Origin of the sequence: Amycolatopsis sp. NPDC089917, assembly GCF_040684635.1 — a bacterium.
GTDB lineage: Bacteria > Actinomycetota > Actinomycetes > Mycobacteriales > Pseudonocardiaceae > Amycolatopsis.
In genome coordinates this window covers 1-15,750 of the sequence record NZ_JBFBGL010000034.1, presented here as the reverse complement: position 1 = coordinate 15,750, position 15,750 = coordinate 1, and the positions used below count along the sequence as shown (strand labels likewise).

The 15,750-nt window shown below is 70.6% G+C and carries 19 protein-coding genes; 9 read left to right on the top strand and 10 right to left on the bottom strand.

Annotated elements, in window-relative coordinates; all coding sequences use genetic code 11:
• Positions 1 to 42: 42 nt before the first annotated feature.
• Entirely contained in the window at positions 43 to 927 is an 885-nt protein-coding gene (locus AB0N89_RS24140; RefSeq protein ID WP_364207965.1) for a LysR family transcriptional regulator, read from the top strand.
• Positions 928 to 996: 69 nt separating this feature from the next.
• On the top strand, positions 997 to 1,608 hold the full coding sequence (locus tag AB0N89_RS24135) for a phosphatase PAP2 family protein (RefSeq protein WP_364207963.1): 612 nt from the start codon (positions 997 to 999) through the stop codon (positions 1,606 to 1,608).
• Positions 1,609 to 1,616: 8 nt separating this feature from the next.
• Here AB0N89_RS24135 and AB0N89_RS24130 read toward each other — a convergent pair whose 3' ends face one another.
• A complete protein-coding gene (locus AB0N89_RS24130; RefSeq protein ID WP_364207961.1) occupies positions 1,617 to 3,092 on the bottom strand; it encodes a leucyl aminopeptidase family protein in 1,476 nt (491 codons plus the stop codon).
• 90 nt (positions 3,093 to 3,182) lie between these two features.
• A complete protein-coding gene (locus tag AB0N89_RS24125; RefSeq protein WP_005155393.1) occupies positions 3,183 to 3,350 on the bottom strand; it encodes a DUF3117 domain-containing protein in 168 nt (55 codons plus the stop codon).
• A 196-nt stretch (positions 3,351 to 3,546) separates the two neighbouring features.
• Between AB0N89_RS24125 and AB0N89_RS24120 the strand changes: the two genes are divergently transcribed.
• Positions 3,547 to 4,341, top strand: coding sequence for an enoyl-CoA hydratase-related protein (locus tag AB0N89_RS24120; protein ID WP_364207959.1), 795 nt, complete (start codon positions 3,547 to 3,549; stop codon positions 4,339 to 4,341).
• A 110-nt stretch (positions 4,342 to 4,451) separates the two neighbouring features.
• Entirely contained in the window at positions 4,452 to 4,925 is a 474-nt protein-coding gene (locus AB0N89_RS24115; protein ID WP_364207957.1) for a hypothetical protein, read from the top strand.
• Here AB0N89_RS24115 and AB0N89_RS24110 read toward each other — a convergent pair.
• The 7 genes from AB0N89_RS24110 to AB0N89_RS24080 are packed head-to-tail and all read right to left on the bottom strand — an operon-like array spanning position 4,922 to position 8,538.
• Complete coding sequence (locus AB0N89_RS24110) at positions 4,922 to 5,491, bottom strand: DNA-3-methyladenine glycosylase I (protein ID WP_364207955.1); 570 nt, start codon at positions 5,489 to 5,491, stop codon at positions 4,922 to 4,924. The two genes, AB0N89_RS24115 and AB0N89_RS24110, sit on opposite strands and share 4 nt — an antisense overlap.
• A complete protein-coding gene (locus tag AB0N89_RS24105; RefSeq protein WP_364207953.1) occupies positions 5,484 to 5,933 on the bottom strand; it encodes an SRPBCC family protein in 450 nt (149 codons plus the stop codon). Before AB0N89_RS24105 ends, AB0N89_RS24110 begins: the two co-directional genes overlap by 8 nt.
• Entirely contained in the window at positions 5,930 to 6,232 is a 303-nt protein-coding gene (locus AB0N89_RS24100) for a DivIVA domain-containing protein (RefSeq protein ID WP_364207951.1), read from the bottom strand. Before AB0N89_RS24100 ends, AB0N89_RS24105 begins: the two co-directional genes overlap by 4 nt.
• Complete coding sequence (locus AB0N89_RS24095; RefSeq protein WP_364207949.1) at positions 6,229 to 6,900, bottom strand: permease prefix domain 1-containing protein; 672 nt, start codon at positions 6,898 to 6,900, stop codon at positions 6,229 to 6,231. The genes AB0N89_RS24100 and AB0N89_RS24095 overlap by 4 nt, the downstream gene beginning before the upstream one ends.
• Positions 6,897 to 7,553 carry a permease prefix domain 1-containing protein gene (locus AB0N89_RS24090; RefSeq protein WP_364207947.1) on the bottom strand — a complete coding sequence of 219 codons (657 nt, stop codon included), beginning with the start codon at positions 7,551 to 7,553 and terminating at the stop codon, positions 6,897 to 6,899. Before AB0N89_RS24090 ends, AB0N89_RS24095 begins: the two co-directional genes overlap by 4 nt.
• On the bottom strand, positions 7,550 to 8,215 hold the full coding sequence (locus AB0N89_RS24085; RefSeq protein WP_364207945.1) for a permease prefix domain 1-containing protein: 666 nt from the start codon (positions 8,213 to 8,215) through the stop codon (positions 7,550 to 7,552). The genes AB0N89_RS24090 and AB0N89_RS24085 overlap by 4 nt, the downstream gene beginning before the upstream one ends.
• A complete protein-coding gene (locus AB0N89_RS24080; protein ID WP_005155407.1) occupies positions 8,212 to 8,538 on the bottom strand; it encodes a helix-turn-helix transcriptional regulator in 327 nt (108 codons plus the stop codon). The genes AB0N89_RS24085 and AB0N89_RS24080 overlap by 4 nt, the downstream gene beginning before the upstream one ends.
• A 140-nt stretch (positions 8,539 to 8,678) precedes the next feature.
• On the opposite strand from AB0N89_RS24080, the gene AB0N89_RS24075 reads away from it, so the two are divergent.
• From AB0N89_RS24075 to cydC, 4 genes are read left to right on the top strand one after another with little or no spacing between them, the layout of a single operon-like run.
• Positions 8,679 to 9,857, top strand: a complete 1,179-nt coding sequence (locus AB0N89_RS24075; protein ID WP_364207943.1) for a cytochrome ubiquinol oxidase subunit I — start codon at positions 8,679 to 8,681, stop codon at positions 9,855 to 9,857.
• Positions 9,858 to 9,860: 3 nt separating this feature from the next.
• A complete protein-coding gene (locus AB0N89_RS24070) occupies positions 9,861 to 10,853 on the top strand; it encodes a cytochrome d ubiquinol oxidase subunit II (protein WP_364207941.1) in 993 nt (330 codons plus the stop codon).
• A gap of 9 nt (positions 10,854 to 10,862) precedes the next feature.
• Positions 10,863 to 12,422: a thiol reductant ABC exporter subunit CydD gene (gene cydD, locus AB0N89_RS24065; protein WP_364207939.1), complete on the top strand. Its 1,560-nt coding sequence runs from the start codon at positions 10,863 to 10,865 to the stop codon at positions 12,420 to 12,422.
• Positions 12,419 to 13,972 carry a thiol reductant ABC exporter subunit CydC gene (cydC, locus tag AB0N89_RS24060; RefSeq protein WP_364207937.1) on the top strand — a complete coding sequence of 518 codons (1,554 nt, stop codon included), beginning with the start codon at positions 12,419 to 12,421 and terminating at the stop codon, positions 13,970 to 13,972. Before cydD ends, cydC begins: the two co-directional genes overlap by 4 nt.
• On the opposite strand, the gene AB0N89_RS24055 is transcribed toward cydC, so the two are convergent.
• Positions 13,958 to 14,863 (bottom strand): glucosyl-3-phosphoglycerate synthase, encoded by a 906-nt coding sequence (locus AB0N89_RS24055; protein WP_364207935.1) that lies wholly within the window; start codon positions 14,861 to 14,863, stop codon positions 13,958 to 13,960. The genes cydC and AB0N89_RS24055 overlap by 15 nt on opposite strands.
• 51 nt (positions 14,864 to 14,914) lie before the next feature.
• Here AB0N89_RS24055 and AB0N89_RS24050 point away from each other — a divergent pair, with 51 nt between their 5' ends.
• On the top strand, positions 14,915 to 15,589 hold the full coding sequence (locus tag AB0N89_RS24050) for a lysophospholipid acyltransferase family protein (RefSeq protein WP_364207933.1): 675 nt from the start codon (positions 14,915 to 14,917) through the stop codon (positions 15,587 to 15,589).
• Positions 15,590 to 15,750: the final 161 nt, after the last annotated feature.

Genomic DNA, 15,750 nt, shown 5'->3' with positions numbered 1-15,750 from the left:
ATACGATTATCTGCCACAATCGATACCGTGCTGAATGAAAGGATGACTGCCCAGCTAGCCCCCCAGCTCGCGCTGCTCACCGCACTGCGCCGCACGACGAACGTCACACGCGCGGCCGAACTGCTCGGTGTCCCGCAGCCCACGGTAAGCCGCCGGATCTCGGCACTAGGCGACGCCCTCGGCGCCCCGCTGACGGTCCCCGACGGCCGCGGCATCAGGCTCACCCGGGCCGCCGAGCTGCTGGCCGACGCCGCCGAACGCGCCCTCGCCGACGTCGACGCCGGGGTCCGCCAAGCCCGGGAAGAGGTCGACCCCGAATCCGGGCACGTCGTCCTCGGCTTCCTGCATCTGCTCGGCCGGTCGCTGGTCCCCACCCTGCTCCGCGACTACCGCGCGGACCACCCGGGAGTCCGGTTCACCCTGGTCCAGGGCTCACGGCAGGACATGGTCGACAGGCTGACCAGCGGCGAGCTCGACCTCGCGCTGCTCGCGCCCGCCCCCGTCGACGATCCGCTGCTCGACACGGCCGTGCTCTCCGAGCAGGAGATCTTTCTCTCCGTCCCGACGTCGCACCGCCTCGCCGACCGGCCCAACGCCGCCATCGAAGACCTCAAGGACGAGAAGTTCGTCCTGCTGGAGACCGGCTACGGCCTCCGCACGATCACGGACGAACTGTGCGCCGCGGCCGGTTTCGAGCCGAAGATCGCCTTCGAGGGCCAGGAGTCCGACACGGTCCGCGGGCTGGTCGCGGCCGGGCTCGGCGTGGCGCTGCTCCCCCGGTTCGAACCCGGCAGCCCGGCGGGTGTCGCCGAAGTCCCGCTGGTGCCACCGGTGGGACGGACCATCGGGCTGGCGTGGCGCAAGGACGTCGTCCTGCCGCCGGCCGTGCTGCGGTTCCGGGAGCGGGTCCGCGCGCGACGCCCCTGACGATCGTCAGGGCGGCGAATGCCGTTAGCGCAAGGCGGCGAGGCTGTTGTTTTCGCTAACTTCGGGTGAATGTACGACGACATCGTGGAGTTGGCGGGCGACAGCCCCAGCTGGCTTCAGGCTTCAGGCGTCCTGTTCACCGACGCGGGACTGCTGATCTTCGCCGGCCTGATGGCCTGGGTCCTCTGGCGGGCCCGCACCTCGCCCACCCGGATCGCGGTGGCGCTGCTGGTCCCCGCCGCGACCGCGATCGCGTACCTGATCAGCGAAGCGGCGAAGAGCGTGATCCAAGAGGACCGGCCGTGCCGGAACCTCGTCACGCTCGTCGATTGCCCGCCGGTCGGCGACTGGTCCTTCCCGAGCAACCACTCCACGATCGCCGCGGCGGCCGCCGTCGGGCTGGCACTCGCCTGGCGACGGCTCGCGCCTTGGGTACTCCCGGGCGCCCTGGTGATGGGCTTCTCCCGGGTCTTCGTCGGCGCGCACTATCCGCACGACGTTCTCGCCGGACTCGTCCTCGGCTCCGTGACGGCGTGGCTCGTGTTCCGGTACCTGCGAGGCCCCGCGACCGGGATCGCCCGCCGGCTCACCGCGCACGCCGGTGACGCGCCGACCCAGCCCATGCCGCGGGTGCGCCCGCGAGGCGACAGCAAAGGTCCCTTGCTACCGCCCCGCAGGTAAACCGCAGGTCAGGCGTAGGAAGCGACCACTTCGACCAGCGTCCGTGCCGCGAACCCGGTGGCTCCCGGCACGACGTCGGCGTAGGTCTTGTCGGCCCGCGCGGGGCCGGCGATGTCGAGATGCGCCCACGGCACGTCGCCGACGAACTCCCGCAGGAACAGCGCCGCGACGATGCCGCCGGGGCCACCCGGCGCCTGCCGGATGTCGCCGAGCGAACCCTGCACGGTCTCGGCAAGGTCCTCCAGCAGCGGCATCCGCCACCACGCCTCGCCGACCCGCTCGCCCGCCTTCGTGACCCGCTCCGCGAGCACGTCGTCGGTGGCGAACACGCCGCCGGTCCGGACGCCGAGCGAGACCTTCATGGCGCCGGTCAGCGTCGCCGCGTCGATCACGGCGTCCGGCTTGTGCTTCTTGAGGCCGTAGGCGAGCGCGTCGGCCAGGACCATGCGGCCCTCGGCGTCGGTGTTGCCGACCTCGGTCGTCTTGCCGCCGTAGTGCCGGACGATGTCGCCGGGCCGGTACGACGAACCGGACACGTGGTTTTCGGCGGCGGGCACCAGCCCGGTCACCCGGACCGGCAGGCGCAGCGCCGCGATCGCGCGGACGGCGGCGATGATCGCCGCGCCGCCCGCCATGTCGGTGCGCATGAGGTGCATGCCGTCGGCGGGCTTGATCGACAGACCGCCGGTGTCGAAGGTGATGCCCTTGCCGACCAGCAGCAGATGTGTCGAAGCCCCGCGCGGCCGGTACTCCAGCTCGATCAGCCGCGGCGGCGCGGCCGAACCGCCGCCGACCGCGAGGACGCCGCCGAAGCCCTGCTCGGCCAGCCACTTCTCGTCCCGGACCGTCACGTTCAGGTTCGGGACGCCGCCGGACGCGCGCGCGGCCGTGTCCGCGAGCCACGCGGGGGTCTTGATGTTCGACGGCGTGTTCGCCAGGTCGCGCGCGAACGCGGCGGCCGCGGCGAGTTCGCGGACCCGCTCCAGCGCCTTGTCGTACGCGGGCACGGCGCGCTCGTGGCGGGTGAGCAACCGCACGCTCCGCAGGCTCGGCTTCGGCTCCTCGGCCGTCACCGTGAACCGGTAGCCGCCGAGCAGCAGCCCGAACGCGAGTTCTTCGAGGTGTTCGGCGCCCGCGTCTTCGGGCAGTTCGACGGCGAAGGAGCGGAACGCCTTCTGGCCCGCCTTGACGTCCTCTTCCAGCGCCGCCGACACGGCGCGGACCAGCGCGGCACCGGCCTTGCGGTACTGCCGTGGTTCGCCGTCGCCGACCCCGGCGAGCCAGCGGATGCCGCCGGTCGGCACGGTCCGCACGTCGCCGGCCTTGCCGGAGGGCCGCACGCCGCCGATCTCGGCGAGTCCGGCGTCACCGTCCTCTTCGGACGGCGTCGCGATCAGCGTGGCCAGCGGCGTACCGCGCCGCAGGTCGTCCGAGACCTCGATTTCGAGCAGCTTCCCCGGAACGGGGGGTAGCGGGTTACGCACAGTGAGCGACCTCCGGGCGCAGATGAACCGCGACCCCGGCCTCCGAGGGGAGACCGGGGTGCGGGTGGTTGAACGTTGGTGCGGTCCGGCTCAGCCGGTGACCTCCTGCAAGGCCGCGCCGAGATCCTTCGCTTCTTCCGCGGAGAGTTCGACGACGAGGCGCCCACCACCTTCGAGTGGTACGCGCATCACGAGGCCCCGCCCCTCCTTAGTCACTTCGAGGGGACCATCTCCGGTCCGGGGCTTCATGGCCGCCATAGCGTGCTCCCTCCGTCTCAACCGGCGCGCCCGGGTCGCGCTCGTCAAAGCCAGCCGGGTCTACTGTCCATTGTCCCTCATCAGCGGCCGAGCGCGAACGCGGACCGATCTTTTGCCGCCGTATCGGTGCTGGTATGCGGCTCGCGAGGCTGAAAGACTCGGTCTCAGACCGCAGTTTCGCCGACTAGGAGATCCCGTGACCACATCCGACGTTCTGCTGACCGCCGACGCCGATGGCGTGCGCACCTTCACGCTGAACCGGCCCGAGGCGTACAACTCGCTGACCGTCGAACTCAAGGAACTGCTGCTGGCGGGCCTGACCGAGGCCGCGGCCGACGACAGTGTCCGCGCGGTCGTCCTCACCGGTTCCGGCAAGGCGTTCTGCGCCGGGCAGGACCTGAAGGAGCACGTCGGGCTGCTGCAAGCGGGTGACCCGGCGCCGCTACACACGGTCAAGGAGCACTACAACCCGATCGTCAAGGCCATCGTCGGGATGCCGAAGCCGGTCATCGCCGCGGTGAACGGCCCCGCGGCCGGCGCGGGCGCCGCCTTCGCCTACGCGAGCGATCTCCGGATCGCGGCGACGTCGGCGAACTTCCTGATGGCGTTCGCGAACGTCGGCCTCGGTCCGGACTCGGGTGCGTCGTGGACGCTCCAGCGGCTGATCGGTCTCGGCCGCGCGGCCGAACTGATGCTGCTGGCGCGGACGGTCGGCTCCGCCGAAGCGCTGACGCTGGGCCTGGTCGGCGAGGTCGTCCCGGACGAGGAACTGGCCGCCCGCGCGCAGAAGATCGCCGCGAAGCTCGCGTCCGGCCCGACGGTGGCCTACGCGAAGATCAAGAACGTCCTGTCCGTCGCCGCCGAGTCCACGCTCGAAGAGGCGCTGGACGCCGAGGACGCCGCGCAGTCCGCGCTGGGCGCGACCGCCGACCACACCGAAGCGGTGGAGGCGTTCGTGGGCAAGCGCAAGCCGGCCTTCCAGGGCAAGTAACCCCCTTCCCGGAAATGTCATGAAAGGGTCGTTCAGGACGGAAAACGTCCTGAACGACCCTTTCATGACATCCGGGACCGGTACCGGACCGCCGCGGCTAGCGTTCCGCCGTGATCCCGCCCCACCTCAAGGCGCAAGCCGCCGAGCACCGACTCGGCGAGTACGTCCGTCGCTACCGACGCCGCCCAGGCGTCATCGGCACCTTCGTCGCCTTCGCCCCGCTCGTGGGCGCGCTGGTCCTGGGGATCCGGGAAAGCGACCCGACGACGACGCTCGGCATCCTGCTGTTCCTCTGGCCTCCGCTGTTCCTCACGTGGTGCGTCTCCACGCGAAGGCGCCTCGACGGCGGCATCTACCTTTTCACCGGCGGTTTCGCCGAGGTCCACGGTCGCAAAGTCCGGTATGTCGTCCCAGCGGCCCGAGTCCGCCAAGTGCGCTACAAAAGCGTCGAGCACTGGCTGAACTTCATCCCCTTCGCCTACGTCGCGAAGTGCTTCATCACCTTGGACAACGGCGGGGTGATCGAGCTCGACGGCACCTACCGGCCGCTGGAACGGCTGGCGAGGGACCTGGGAGCGCTTTAAGCGGCCCGGAAGCAGTCCTTCACGTGGTCGTCGACCATCCCCGTCGCCTGCATTAGCGCGTAGCACGTCGTCGGCCCGAGGAACACGAAGCCGCGCTTCTTGAGTTCCTTCGCCATCGCCTTCGACTCGTCGGTGATCGCCGGGACGTCCGCCATCCGCCGCGGCCGGGCGTGTGAGGAAGGCGCGAAGGACCACAGCAGGTCGTCCAGCGAGCCGTCCAGTTCCGAGATCGCGCGCGCGTTGTTGATCGCCGCCAGGATCTTCGCCCGGTTCCGCACGATCGACGCGTCGTCCATGAGCCGGGAAACGTCGTCGTCGGTGAAGACGGCGACCTTCTCCGGCACGAATCCGGCGAACGCCTTCCGGAACGACTCCCGCTTCCGGAGGATCGTGATCCACGAGAGCCCGGACTGGAAGGACTCCAGGCACAGGCGCTCGTACAGTTCTTCGTCGCCGTGGAGCGGGACTCCCCATTCGGTGTCGTGGTACTCGACGTAGTCCGAGGCCGAGTTGCCCCACGAACACCGCTTGATCCCGTCCGCCCCCAGCAGACCCGCCTCAGCCAACCCGGTACCCCTCCGCGTACTTCACGAATTTCTGCAGGCACAGCCGCAGTCCCAGTTCGAACCCCGGTTTCGCGACCGGCCAGCCGAGCCGCCCGACGACGCCGAACGGCGGCCGCAGATGCTCCGCCCAGACGAACGTCGACGCGTGCGGCCCTTTCTCGATCACCTGGAACACCCCGGTGCCCTGCACGATCTTGCCGAGATGCTTCACGACGCACCGCAGCGGCGGCTCCCAGCTGGTGATCTCCATGGTGTCGGTGAACCCGATCCCGGCGACGCCGGTGAAGGCCGACAGCTTCGAGCCCACGCTGCGCCCGTTGCCCTCGACGACCTTGACCTCGGTGCCGAGCATCCATTCGCCCTGGCGTTCCCAGTCGGTCAGGGCGAGCCACGCCGTCCCGGCCGGGACCGCGACGTCGACCGAGACGACGACATCGGTCACCTGGCGCCCTCGCGCTCGGCCTCCAGCTCGGCCACCTTGGCGCGCAGTTCCTCGATCTCGACGCCGAGCCGCCGCATCACCCAGTCCACTTCGGACATCTTGTAGCCGCGCAGCACCATCTGGTAGCGGACGGCGTGGACGTCCTCGGCGGTGAGGTCCTCGGCGGGCAGCCTGGTCGGCGAACTGCCGGGCGGCAGCGGGGCGAGCTCCTCGCCCCTGCCGAACACCACGGCGGCCAGCAAAAACACCACCGCGGCCACCAGCAGCATGACTACGAGATAGATCAGGGCGGTCGTCACGCCACGATCGTGGCACACGAACGCCACGATCGTCGCGCCAGCAACGCGAGTCGCACGCTGAGCACCACCCAGAGGACCATCAGGATGCCGCACGGCACCGACAGGAACAGCCTCGAAGCGTCGATCAGCCCGGTGGCGATCACCAGTAACGCCACCGAAAGCAGATTCAGCCCGACGGCCTCGCCGATCAGCACGCTGACGCTCTTGACCAGTTTGACGCCGTCCATCCGCCGGGAGAGCCACCGCATGCAGACGAGGGCGATCACTCCCAGCACCGGCACGATGAACACCGAACCATGGGTGAACTGGGCGATGTACCGGTACCAGCCCGGGGTCGGCGCCAGCTGCGACCAATCGCCGAAGGTCCATTTGCGGGCGAACTCCCAGGCGAGCTGCATCATCGGCACGCCGAGGATCAGCTTCCAGAGCGTCCGCGTCCCGCTGTGCATCCCCAGTTCGGCCTGGTAGTCCCGGGCGATCAGGTGCACCGGCCCGAAATCCTCGACGGCGCGCCGCTGCGCGTCGTGCTCGCTCCAGCCGCCCTCGCGATAGGCGTCGGCGGCGTCGTTGAGCCCGTCGCGCGCCTCGCGCAGCAAATCCCGCTTCGCCGTCACGGGGCCGTCCAGCCGCGTGCGCAACTCACCGAGATAGGCCTCGATCACCGTCATGCCGTCGCTCTCCGACTCCGCGCGGCGAACGTGAGCCGCGTACTGAAAAGGATCCACGTCGCGGACAGGGCCGCGCACGGCACGCTGACGATCAGGCGGGCGGGCTCCACCAGCCCGGTCGCGCCGCCGTACGTCGCGACCGCGAGCAGGTTCAGCCCCAGCGCCCCGGCCAGGGACCACGACACCACACGAGCGACGGGCGGACCGTCTTGCCGCCGCGAAAGCAGCCGTGCCGCGATCAGCCCGGCGATCGCGACCATCGGGGACAACGCCGCGAGGGTGTCGGCCGTGCCGATCGCACGGTGGTACCAGGACGGCGGCTGCCCGAGCCTCGACCAGTCGCCGGAGCTCAGCACGCGCGCGAGATCCCAGGCGAGGATCAGCAGCGGGACCCCGACGATCAGCTCCCAGAGGACGCGGATGTCGCGCCGCAATCCCAGTTCCGCCTGGTAATCACGGGCGATGAGGTCGGCGGGACCGAAGTCCGCGACGGCCCGGCGTTGCGCTTCCGCCTCGTCGACGCCGCCCGCGAGGTATGCCTCGGCCGCGTCGATCAGGCCGTCCCGCGCCTCGGTGAGCAGATCGGCCTTCGCCCCCGCCGACCCGCTCAGCCGCCGGTCCAGGTCACCGATGTAGGCCTCGATGGCGTTCATGCGGCGACCAGGGCCCGCGACCGGAAAGCCGGTGAGAGCAGCCAGAAACTGAACGCCGCCCAGCCGAGGGCCACCAGGTCGCACGGCAGGCTCACGTTCAGCCTGGCCGGATCGAGGACCGACGTGCCCACCGTGAGCAGCAGCAGTGCCAGCAGGTTCGCGATCGCCGCGGCGCCCACCGTCCACCGCGTCACCTTCGCCAGCCGCACGCTGTCGAGCCTGCGCCCCAGCCGGCGGGTGCCGAAGAGCGCGACCACTCCGATCACGGGCGAAACGACGACCAGGACGCCGAAGAGTTCGATGACGGAGACGTACCACTCCGGGATCGGCTTCCCCGCCCGGCTCCAGTCACCGAAGCTCCAGATCCGTGCCAGTTCCCAGCCCACCTGGATCAGCGGGACCGCGATGATGACCTTCCACAAGGTGCCGATGTCGGCGCGCAACGCCAGTTCGGCCTGGTACTCGCGGGCGATCACGGCGGCGGGCCCGAAGTCCGCGACGGCCCGACGTTCGGCTTCCGCTTCCTCGGCGCCGCCCTCGCGATACGCCTCGGCCGCGTCGACCAGTCCGTCCCTGGCCTCGGTGAGCAGATCGGTCTTGGCCCCCGCCGACCCGCTCAACCGTCTGTCGAGGTCGCCGATGTAGGCCTCGATCGCGCTCATGCCGTGCTCCCCCCGAGGACACCACCTATCACGGTGGTGAACTCCTGCCACTCGGCCCGTTCCGCCGCCAAGGCCTTCTGCCCGGAGCGGGTGAGCTTGTACGTACGACGTTTGCGGCCGGACACGACGTCCCATTCGCTGGCGAGGAACCCGGCGCGCTCCAACCGGCGAAGCGCCGGGTAGACGGTGCCCGTCGGCAGGTCGAGCGCACCGTCGCTGCGGAGCTGAAGCGCCTCGATGATGGCGTACCCGTGGAGCTTCCGGCCGTCGAGGACGGCGAGGAGCAACGCGTCGAGGTGCCCGCGCAGGCTGTCGGCCTTCATAGATAGACAGTCTACACATCGCCGACCCACAGGGTAGTCAGGTCTTTCCACTGGTCACCTCAGGGAATTACCCCGAGATCGCCCCGATTTCATAGATTTTGTGGCTACATGTAGGCAGACTACGTATACAGTGCATCGGCATGGACGCACTCCCGATCGCGAGACTCCAGTTCGCGACGACGACCTCGTTCCACTTCCTGTTCGTACTGCTCACACTGGGGCTCGTGACACTCGTCGCGGTGATGCAGACACGCTCCGCGTTCGGCGGAAAACCCGAACTGCCGCGGATGACCCGCTTCTGGGGCAAGCTTTACGTGATCAATTACGCGCTGGGGATCGTCACCGGAATCGTGATGGAATTCCAGTTCGGACTGACCTGGACCGGCCTGTCCGCGGTCGCGGGCGACGTCTTCGGCGCGCCGCTGGCCATCGAGACGCTGGTGGCGTTCTTCGCCGAATCGACCTTCCTGGGGCTCTGGATCTTCGGCTGGGGCCGGCTGAACAAGTGGGTCCACCTGGCGCTGATCTGGCTGGTCACGTTGACCGCGTACGCCTCGGCGCTGTTCATCATGGTGGCCAACTCGTTCCTGCAGAACCCGGTCGGCACCCACGTCGAGAACGGCGTGCTGAAGCTCGACGACTTCGGCGCGCTGTTCACCAACCCGGCGCTGGCGATGTCGCTGCCGCACGTGCTGAGCGCCGCGCTGATGACCGGCGGCTTCTTCGTGGTCGGCGTCAGCGCGTACCACTTCATCAAGCGCACCAAGGAGATCGAGTTCTTCCGGCGGTCGATGCGGATCGGCGTCCTCACCTCGCTGGTGGGCAGCACGATGGTGATCGGTTTCGGCTTCGCCCAGTTCGGCCCGCTCGGCGAGTACCACCCCGGCAAGCTCGAAACGCCGGAACCGCTGGTCGGCGCCCCGCTGGGGCTGATGATCCAGATCGGGTTCGTCGCCTTCCTCGCCTCGATCCTCGGCACGCTGCTGCTGTTCCGGAACTGGATCACCAGGGCGCGGCCCCTGCTGTACGTGATGGTGCTGGCGATCCCGCTGCCGTTCTTCGCCGCGATCTCCGGCTGGCTGGTCCGGGAGATCGGCCGCCAGCCGTGGCTGATCCGGGGCAGGCTGACCACCGCCGACGCCGTCGCGTCGATCCCGGCGGGGCAGATCCTGTTCTCCTTCATCGCGTTCACGGTGCTGTTCGCGGCGCTCGCGATCGCCGACTGGGTGCTGATGTCACGGGTCGCCAAACGCGGCCCGGAATCCGAAGAAGAGGCGATCGCGCCTCGCGCCGAACTTCCCGTCCTGAGCGGAGTCTGACCGATGGTGATCCTCTGGTGGTGTGTGCTCGGGTTCCTGATCTCGGGCTATTTCGCGCTGGCCGGCTACGACTACGGCGTCGGGATGCTGCTGGGCAGGCTCAGCCGTGACGAGGCCGGACGACGGCGCGTGCTCGGCGCCTTCGGCCCGTTCTTCCTGGCCAACGAGGTCTGGCTGGTGGCCGCGGTCGGCGTCCTGTTCGGCGCTTTCCCGCATCTGGAAGGGAAAGTGTTCTCCGGGGCGTACCTCCCGGTCGTCGCGCTGCTGCTCGGGCTGGTCACGTTCACCGCCGCGGTGCAGTTGCGCAGCAGGCGGCCGGACGCGGGCCGCGGCGCCTGGACGCTGGCGATCACCGTCGGTGCCTGGGTGACGGCGGTGTCGTGGGGCGTGTTCCTCGGCAACCTCGTCCTCGGCCTCCCGCTCGACGCTTCCGGGAAGCCGGCCGGTGACGTCCTCGCGGTGTTCAGTCCGTACGCGCTGCTCTGGGGCGCGGGGTTCGTCGCGCTGTTCGCCTTGCAGGGAGCGGCCTTCCTCGCCGTGCGGGCCCCCGCCGAATTCACCGCCCGCGCGAACCGGATCGCCAAGGCGCTCCTCGCTCCCGCGCTCGCGTTCCTGGTCGTGGCGGTCGTCTGGGGTGTCTTCGAGACCTCCGCGTCGTGGTCCGTGGTGCCGGCGATCGTGCTGGCGTTCGGCGCGCTGGGCGTCGCGTCCGCGGCGTTGCGTGCCGGGCGGCACAAGGCGGCGCTGGTCGCCACGATGGTCCTGTCCGCGTCGCCGGTGCTGGCCGTCGGGACCCTGCGCCTGCCGGACGCGCTGACGTCCTCTGTGGACGGTGGGTTCTCCCTCAGCCTGACGGAAGCGGCCACCAGCGCCGAGATGCTCGGCCTGCTCACCTTCGTCCTGCCGCCCGCGCTGGTGGCGATCGCCGCCGTGCAGTGGGTGACCTGGCGCAGGCACGACGTCCGGGTCGACCACCGTTCGCTGCTGCACTTCTAGGAGCCCGACATGCCTCCCCTTCCCGGACTGCGACGCCATTTCGGTGTGCTGGGCGTCCTCGGAACACTGACCGCCGTGGCGATCCTCGTCCAGGCGGACGGGCTCGCGACGCTGCTCACCGGCGGCGGCGTGACCTGGACCCTCGTGGCCGCCATCGCGGCCCGGGTGGTGCTCGCGGGCGTCCAGGGCTCCCTCGGCGGCCGGTTCGCGGCGACGGTCAAGGCCACGCTGCGCAAACGGCTTCTCGGCGCGGAAGCGGAGAATCCCGGCGAGGTCGCGACCTTGGTGACCAAGGGGATCGACGCGGGCGACGCCTACCTGACCGGCTACCTGCCGACGCTGGTGCTGTCGGCGATCGTGCCGGTCGCGGTGGTCGTCCGGCTGTTCGCCGCGGATCTGTCGTCGGCGCTGATCATCACCGCGACGCTCCCGCTGATCCCGGTGTTCGCGATCCTGGTCGGGCAGCACACGAAGGCGAAGACCGCCAAGCAGTGGCGGCTGCTTTCCCAGCTGGGCGGGCATTTCCTCGACGTCGTGCGCGGGCTCGGCACGCTCAAGGTGTTCGGCCGCGCCGAGGCGCAGGCGAAGACGGTGCGGGCGATGGCGGACGCGCACACGGACGCGACGATGCGCACGCTGCGGGTCGCGTTCCTGTCCGCGCTGGTACTGGAACTGGTGGCGACGCTCTCGGTGGCGCTCGTGGCGGTGCCGATCGGGTTCCGCCTGCTGGAAGGCGGGATGGTCGTGCACACCGCGGTGCTGGTGCTGCTGCTCGCGCCCGAGGCGTACCTGCCGCTGCGGGCGGCCGGGGCGAAGTTCCACGCCAGCGCGGAAGGGCTCGCCACGCTGAGGGAGGCGTTGACGGCCCCTTCGGAGGACGTCGTCCGCGGTGCGCGGGTGACCCGGCGCGGTGCGCCGCGGATCGTGCTGGAGAAGGTGAGCGTCGCGTACGGCGACGAGACCGTACTGTCCGAAGTGGACATGACGATCGAGCCCGGTGAGCACGTCGCGCTCGTCGGCCCCAGCGGTTCCGGGAAGAGCACGCTGCTGGCGGTGCTGCTGGGCTTCGTCACGCCGACGTCCGGCCGGGTCCTCGTCGACGGGGTCGACCTGCGCGAACTGGATCCGGCCGCGTGGCGGGCCGGGACGGCGTGGGTGCCGCAACGGCCGACGCTGTTCACCGGGAGCGTCGAGGAGAACATCGCCATGGGCGGAGTGCCGGACGTCCAGGCGGCGGCCCGCGCGGCGGCGTTCGACGAGGTCGTGCGCGGACTGCCGGAGGGCTACCGGACGCGGATCGGCGAACTGGGCGCGCCGCTTTCCGCCGGGCAACGGCAACGGCTCGGCCTCGCCAGGGCACTGGCGCGCACGGAAGCGGGGCTGGCACTGCTCGACGAACCGACCGCGCGGCTCGACGCGGGCACCGAAGCGGCCGTGCTCGGCGCGACCCGTGAACTGCTCACCGGCCGGACCGCGGTGCTGGTGGCCCACCGGCCCGCGATGGCCGAGCTGGCCACCCGCGTCCTCGAAGTCCGCGAAGGCGCCGTAAGAGAACGGGAACTGGTGTGAACGTCTGGGGTGTGTCCACAAAGGACGTCGTCCGGCTGGTCCGGGCCGGGCTGATCGCGGCCGGGGCGGAGCTGGCCGGGGTGGCGCTGATGGCCACGGCCGCGTGGCTGCTGCTGAAGGCGGCCGAGCAGCCGCCGCTGGCGTCGCTCACGGTGGCGATCGTCGCCGTCCGGACGCTGGCGCTGCTGCGCGGCGGGCTGCGGTACGCGGAAAGGCTCGCCGGGCACGAGGTCGTCCTGCGGTACCTCGGCGCCCTGCGGACCCGCGTGTACACCTCGTTGCTGCCGCACCGGGTTTCCCGGCATTCCGGCGGGGACCTCGTCACGCGGCTGGTGTCCGATGTGGACGCCGTGCAGGACGCGATCCTGCGTTGCCTGCTGCCCGCCGGTGTCGCCGCTTTCGTGGGCGCGGTGTCGACCACGATCGCGCTCGTCTTCAGTCCGGTGGCCGGACTCGTCCTGGCACTCGGGCTCGCGGTCGCGGGGATCGGATTGCCGTGGCTGTGCGTGCGGATCACGCGCGACGCGGCGGAGAAGAGCGCTCCGGCACGGGCCGACCTCGCCGAACGGTCGGTCGAGCTGATCACCGGGCGCCGGGAGCTGATCGCGTACGGCGTCCACGAGTCCACTGTGGACGCGGCGCACTCCGCCGTCGACGCGCTCGCCGTCCGGGACCGGGCGACGGCGAACCGGACCAGCCCGCTGTCCGCGGCCGGGCTGCTCGTCCAGCTGCTGACCTGCGTCGCGATCGCGCTGACCGCCGGGGTTTCGGCGCCGCTGACGGCCGCGCTGGCACTGGGGGCGCTGGCCGTGTTCGAGCTGGTCCTCCCGCTGACCGCGGCCGCGCAGCGCTGGGTCGAGGTCCGGGCGTCGGCGGAGCGGGTGCGCGCGTTGCTGACCGAGCCTTCGCCCGCGCGGGGCAGCGCGGTTCCCGAGCCGGGGCACCTGCGACTCGAAGGGGTCGGCGTTCACTTCGAAGGCCGGGCTCCGGCGCTGGACGGCGTCGACCTCGATCTGCCGCCGGGCAAGCGCGTCGGGATCCTGGGGCCGAGCGGGGCCGGGAAGACGACGCTGCTGAACGTCCTGCTGGGGTCCGTGTCACCGACGTCCGGCCGGGTGTCGCTCAACGGTCGCGCGCTCGACGAGTACGACCCGGCGCTGCTGCCGTCGGTGGTCTCCGGCGCGCTCGCGGACGCGCATGTCTTCCACACGACGGTCCGGGAGAACCTGCTGCTCGCGAAGCCCGGCGCTTCGGGCGTGGAACTGCTCGCCGCCTGCGAGACGGCCGGTTTCGACCTGCCGCTGGATCGCGAAGTCGGCTCCGACGGCGACGCGTTGTCGGGCGGGCAGCGTCAGCGGCTCGTCCTCGCGAGAGCAGTGCTCTCGGCGCCGCCGATCCTGGTGCTGGACGAGCCCGTCGAGGGGCTGGACCCGGAGCACGGCGACGCCGTCCTGGCGGACGTCCTCGCGGCCACCCCCGGCACCGTCGTCCTGGTGACGCACCGCGAAGCACACGTGGCGGGGTTCGACGAGGTCCTACGACTCGGTTAGGCCGCGGACTTCCCGCATCGGCGGCCGGTCGCTGACCGACACCTCGGCCACCTCCGGCAGCCATTCGTCACCCACCTGCGCGAACTGGGTGAGCTGGGCCGGGTCGTCGGACTTGATGCCGCAGCGCGCGAGCGCCGTCCCGAGGATCTGCCGGGCCATCACGCCCAGCTGAAGCAGCGAACGGTTGCGATGCTTGCGTACGCCGAGGTTGACCTGCGCTAGCCCTTCGAGGCCGTAGCGCGCTTCGGCGTCGAGGATGAGCCCGATCTCGACGCCGTACCCGGCCGCGAAGGGCACTGACTCGAGGAACTCGCGCGTCGCGGCGTACTCGCCGCCCAGCGGCTGGATGAGCCCCGAGAGCGACGGGCGCAGCGCCGAGAGGACCGGTCGCGCCAGCAGCTCGGTGACCCGGCCGCCGCCACTGCTTTCCAGCCGCAGGGGCCGCCGGTAGAAGCCCTTGACCAGATGGACGCCTTCTTCGCAGAGCAGCGGCCCGAGCAGGGTCGGCACGAACGCCGGGTCCGGGTCGACGAGGTCGGAGTCGAGGAACACGACGACGTCGCCGGTCGTCGCGGCCAGCGAGCGCCACAGCACCTCGCCCTTGCCCGGCACCGGCGGCAGCTCGGGGAGCACGTCCTCGCGGTGCACCACCCGCGCGCCCGCCCGCTCGGCGAGTTCGGCGGTCGCGTCGGTGGATCCGGAGTCCATCACGATCAGCTCGTCGACGACCGTGCCCAGCAGCGGGCGGACCGTGCCGACGACCTCGGCGACGGTGTCCTCTTCGTCGAGTGCCGGTAGCACGACCGAAACCGTCCGGTCACCCTTCGCAGCGACGATGTCGTCGAGCGTCCAACCGGGGTTCTGCCACGTGCGCCGCTCGAACCAACTCATGAGTAGTGATCGTGCCATGCTGGAGTCCGACACCTTGTCGATGGAGGAACCTTGCTACCGCTGCTCGTCCGTTTCGTGCTGGGTCCGCTGGTCAGGGCGCTGTACCGCCCCGAGATCCGCGGCGTGGAGAACATCCCCGCCACCGGCCCGGTGCTGCTCGCGCCCAATCACCGGGCGGCCCTGGACACCGGCGTGATCACTTTCACGGCGATGCGGCAGGTCAAATTCCTAGGCAAGGCGGAGTACTTCACCGGCCGCGGGCTCAAGGGCAAACTGATGGCCGGTTTCCTGGGCGGTCTCGGCTACGTCCCGGTCGAACGCGGCAACGCGCAGGCCGGTCTCGCCGCGCTGGAAGCGGCGCGGAAGGTGCTCGACGCGGGCGGCGCGTTCGCGATCTACCCCGAGGGCACCCGCTCGCTGGACGGGCGGCTGCACCGCGGCCACACCGGCGTCGCGGCCCTGGCACTGGCGACCGGCGCGAAGGTCGTCCCCGTCGCGCTTTCGGGCACCGAGAACCTGCAGCCCGAGGGGAAGCGGATCCCGCGGCGGGCGAAGATCACGGTCACCTACGGCGAGCCGCTGGACTTCTCGCGGTACGAGGGGCAGGACTCGTCGCCGGCGATCCGGCGTTCGGTGACCGACGAGATCATGTACGCGATCCTGGAGCTCTCGGGGCAGGAGTACGTCGACTCGTACCACAAACGCCCTGATCAGAGCGCTGCCTGACGCCTTGCCGGTGCTGGGGCGATAGCAAAGGTCCCTTGCTCCCCCGCTGCCCGCGCTCCCTCTGGCACCCGCCATCCTGCCGGTCGACAGCGAGCAGGGCCGCGCGAACCAGTGGCACACCGACGTCACCTTCGTGCACAACCCGCCTAAGGCCAGCACGC